Here is a 4,414-nt window from a genome sequence, read left to right as displayed (position 1 = left end):
TATACTACACACTACTCTCATCATTTCATTTTTTTAACCCTTTCAAAAAAATATAACTATTAATTATATAATAAGTAGCTTATAGCACGTTAAACTAAGTATACTTAATTAGCGATCGCTCTTTGGGAAAAACTTTTTGGTTTACTGATATAAGAGGTCATTACTGCTTGTGCAAAATATTGTCTATAAATTCTTCTCGCTCTTGTTCGGTCATAATATCCCAGTTGAGTCCCTGTGTTGTACTCAAAGAGCGCATTTGTAGCTCTCCGTAATCAAGTCTATTTTGCCACCAAGTATCTTGCTCTGCTTTGATGGCTTGCAATATCATAAGCTGCTCTGGAATTGCTAGTTGCTTTACCAGTGTTATGACTTGCTCAATATTGAGATTAAGGGTGGCCATCTCTATAGCACCTCAAGTGTGGAAATTTAAGGATATTTTAACTGAATTAAAGCGATCGCCTGCATCGGAGCAAGCTGATCGCATTCTACACAATGACACTCAAGCGTAAAATCACCGATTCCACGGAAGGATTGCATTTTCAAGAGCTTGACTTTCATAATAATTACGCTGATTTTAATTGAATAATACCTTTATCAAAAACGCGATTATCAGTAGCGAGCGCACTTACTTCAATTCTATCTTTATACACCTGATAAGAAGCAAAACTTAAATCACTGGTCGAATACTCTGTCCACTCAGAACGTCCTACAGGACGCTGGCCTGCACCTGCGCCACATATTAAATAAGTTGTACCATCAATAGCACGAGTGCGTTCGTAACTATGTTCGTGGCCATTGATGTAAAGTTGAACGCCGTATTTTTGAAATAGAGGAGTAAAAGTTTTAATAAAATCTGGATTAGTCCCATACTCACCCGATGAATAAATCGGATGATGTCCAAACACCACTTTCCAAGGAGCTTTACTAAGACTTAATTCTTTTTGTAACCAATTTAGCTGGTTTTCCCAATCAGCATTACTATTAGTATCTAAAGCGAAAAATTGCACAGTTTCACGGCGAAATGTATAGTAACGTCCCTTCATATTAAAACCGACATACTTGACTTGTGGATCACCATTAGCAGTACGAATATCATGATTACCTAAACAAGCCTGAAATTTCACACCTTGCTTTAGCAAAGCTTGGTAGGGACGCTCAAAAACTTCGCCGATTTTTTCAATTTCGCCGTCATTATAAATGTTGTCTCCAGCTAAAACGACTAAATCATAAGGATTTTGCTTGTGATAAGCATTCATCGCTCCAGCCACAGCATACTGTCCTTTAGCCCCAGTCCCCGTATCAGCCACAGATACAAAACGTAATAACAAGTCTTTTTTGGCTGGGTTGGCGGCTATAGCTGTTGTTGAATCGATAATCTCAGCACTTTGATGATTTTGACGAACTAACATCCAGCCGAAAAATCCTGTACCAAAGGCGGTGAGGCTACTTAAAAATTGACGGCGTTTCAGGTTCATAATTCACCAAATTTAATAAATAGTCAGTTTAGCGGAAACAATGAGCAATGAAGTGATACATTAAGGCAAAAGAGGCAGCACCATTAATAATGTACGTTGTTTGTCTTTGATTCGCTGCTTTTGGTGAAAGTTCCATGTCACAAGATGAACAGCTAAATCAACCTCTCCAAAAACCTTACCAGAGAGTTCAGCCAATTTGGAAGGCTAAAATTATCCAACTTCTGCAAGGGACGATTGGAGTTTTAGAAGTAACGGTGGAGAAACTGGAGACAGCACCCCCACCTGGTAGTGAGGAAACACCCAGTTTTTTCCAGCAGCTTCAGTTGCGATGGGGTGGACTGTTAAGGACAATCCGCTTGTTTTTACCATCAAATTTGTCAACAAAGTTATCAGATACAGCTTTGACGGGAATTGTGACTGGAATTGCTGTAATTCTTGTTTGGACAACTACGACTATCTTTACTGGGAAACCGACTGAAGTAGCAATAGTTCCCCCAGTTGCGGAGGTTCCTGCACCGACACCAACGATAACTCCTCCACCGGAGTTAACTGCACCAGAACTACAGCCACCAGAGGAAATTACGCCGCCGCCAGAACTGAAACCGGAAGCAGAACCAATTTCCACGCCAACCCCAACCAGAGAATTGACACCAGAACAAGCCTTAATTGCGGCTATTGAAAATCAGGTAGTCGAAATTAGCGATCGCATTGCCTCTGGTCTGATAAAGTCAACTCAAGCTAACTTCCGCACGAGTAATCTAACTGTCAAAATTAGTGACGCTTGGTACACTCTCAAAGAATCTCAGCAGGACAAACTAGCTGCTAAGATATTACAACGCTCTCAAGAACTTGATTTTACCCATTTAGAAATTATCGACTCCCAAAATAGGCTGATAGCGCGTAACCCAGTTGTTGGTAATGAGATAGTGATTTTTAAACGGCAAACAGTAAGTTAAAATAATTCCTAGTTCGTAATACTTCTCTACGAGAGGCTGCGCCAACGACTGCGCTCAGTACGAGTTCGTAATTCAGTTTTGTAATAATTGGGAGCATCTCAGTTTTGCAAATATACCAGACGAGAAAGAAAATTCTTGCTCCCTCTCCGAACCCAAGGAGAGGGTTCGGGTGAGGTTTTACAAGGCTTTTTACACTTATTGAGATGCTCCCATAAGAATTCATCTAAAAACTTTCTTAGGAAGTTGAACTTTAAGTATTTATGTTAGACAACATTTCGCTATTGCTCCAAGCTTGTGAAAACTTAAACATCAGCTATGAAATTATTCATCCTGCTGAAAACTTAATCAAAATAAAACTCAATAATAAACCCCATTATTTTTGCAACTACAGCACTCCGTTGATTAATCAAGCAGTAGCCCACCTTATAAAAGACAAAGAATACACTTACCATGTTTTAAATAAAAAAGTTAAACTTCCTCGGACATTAGGTTTTCTTTCTCCTTTTTGTGAAATCGAGTATAAAATTTACTTAAAATTCCCAACTATTCAAGATATCGTATTAGAAATAAAAGAAAATTTTGAAATTCCAGTGATAGTTAAAAGGAATTCTGGTGCGAGGGGACATAACGTTTTTTTATGTCAGAATCTACATGAAATTGAAACTGCTTTAAAAGAAATTTTCAATATCAATTTTAAAAAGTATGATTATGTCGCTCTTGCTCAAGAAGTTATTCACATTAAATCTGAATATAGAGCGGTTTTCTTAAATAAAGAGTTAGTTTTGCTCTATGAAAAAGATATAACTGATGCAAAATTTGTCGGTAATCTCAGTCCTCTACACTGGGATGGTGCGAAAGCAAAGTATGTCAACAATCCACAAATATTGTCAGAGATTGCTAATTTTGCTGAACCAGTTTTTGAAGAATTAAACCTTGATTATGGTGGTTTAGATATCGTATTAGACCGAGATAACCAATATTGGTTAATTGAAATCAACTCTAACCCCAATTTTACCATTTTCACTAGAGACAATGGAAATGAGCATGTGTTGAAAGTTTTTGAAAAAATCCTAATTAGCCTAGCATCAAAATAAACAGAAGTCAGAATACTTTAGCGATAAAGGGATAGAGTTTTATTTAATAAGAAACTTCCAAGAAATAAATTATGCTTCTTGTGGGGTGGGCATCCTGCCCGCCTTGAATATGGGACGGGTGAGGACACCCATCCCACAAGAAAATTTTGGATGTTTTTTGTTTATTTGGATAATTTATTTTTTGGAAATTCCCAACCAACAGTTTAAAACGGTAATAAAGGATTATGCATCGTATAAGTAGCACATCGGGTGGATGGAATCAGTCAGAGGGTTTAATTTTTCTAGAACAAACTCCCGCGCCTTTCGTGTTGATTACGGCTGCTGATACCGACATTCAAACTTTGGCAGCTGCGGTGACAAAATTACCTGCAAGCTTCCCGGCGTTAAGAGTCGCTAATCTGTTGCAGTTGCAGCAACAATTAAGTGTAGATACTTATGGAGAGCAAGTTTTAGAACTTGCCCAAGTAATTATTTTGCGCCTGTTAGGAGGACGTTCCTATTGGGGTTATGGCTTAGAAGTAGTGCAGGAAATTGTGCAACGTAATGGTAGAAACCTGATTGTAATGCCAGGGGACGACGCTTTTGATCCCGATTTAATTTCCCTGTCTACCGTGCCTTTGGGTGTTGTTAACCAGATATGGCAGTATTTTAGCGAAGGCGGCGTAGAAAATTTCGTTAATGCTCTGCAATTTATCGCCGACACTTGCTTGTCAACTGCATACAATCCCGCGCCACCCCGGCCAATTCCGCGTGTGGGATTGTATGAATGGGGAGTGGCGAGTGGGCTTGCTGTGAGCGTAGCCGAATCGGAGTGGGCTTGCCGTGAGCGTAGCCGAATCGGAGTGGAAATTGGGGATGAGGGAGAGTTAGAATCTTGTTCATCCACCTC

The 4,414-nt window shown here is 39.3% G+C and carries 6 protein-coding genes; 3 read left to right on the top strand and 3 right to left on the bottom strand.

Features of this window, described 5'->3' with window-relative positions:
• Positions 1–160: 160 nt before the first annotated feature.
• The 3 genes from ACYTXL_RS25690 to ACYTXL_RS25680 are packed head-to-tail and all read right to left on the bottom strand — an operon-like array spanning position 161 to position 1,475.
• On the bottom strand, positions 161–400 hold the full coding sequence (locus ACYTXL_RS25690; RefSeq protein WP_461927162.1) for a hypothetical protein: 240 nt from the start codon (positions 398–400) through the stop codon (positions 161–163).
• 26 nt (positions 401–426) lie between these two features.
• On the bottom strand, positions 427–558 hold the full coding sequence (locus ACYTXL_RS25685) for a hypothetical protein (RefSeq protein WP_461927161.1): 132 nt from the start codon (positions 556–558) through the stop codon (positions 427–429).
• A gap of 5 nt (positions 559–563) precedes the next feature.
• A complete protein-coding gene (locus tag ACYTXL_RS25680; protein WP_461927160.1) occupies positions 564–1,475 on the bottom strand; it encodes a metallophosphoesterase family protein in 912 nt (303 codons plus the stop codon).
• Positions 1,476–1,609: 134 nt separating this feature from the next.
• Here ACYTXL_RS25680 and ACYTXL_RS25675 point away from each other — a divergent pair, with 134 nt between their 5' ends.
• The 3 genes from ACYTXL_RS25675 to ACYTXL_RS25665 all read left to right on the top strand — a co-directional run.
• Positions 1,610–2,431, top strand: coding sequence for a hypothetical protein (locus ACYTXL_RS25675; RefSeq protein WP_461927159.1), 822 nt, complete (start codon positions 1,610–1,612; stop codon positions 2,429–2,431).
• Between the two features lie 260 nt (positions 2,432–2,691).
• Positions 2,692–3,525, top strand: a complete 834-nt coding sequence (locus tag ACYTXL_RS25670) for an ATP-grasp domain-containing protein (RefSeq protein ID WP_461927158.1) — start codon at positions 2,692–2,694, stop codon at positions 3,523–3,525.
• 224 nt (positions 3,526–3,749) lie between these two features.
• Positions 3,750–4,414: cobaltochelatase subunit CobN (locus tag ACYTXL_RS25665; protein WP_461927157.1), on the top strand; the 665-nt coding region annotated here is incomplete at its 3' end.

It is taken from the genome of Nostoc sp. (assembly GCF_054880495.1).
This window is presented reverse-complemented; position numbering and strand designations above follow the sequence as displayed.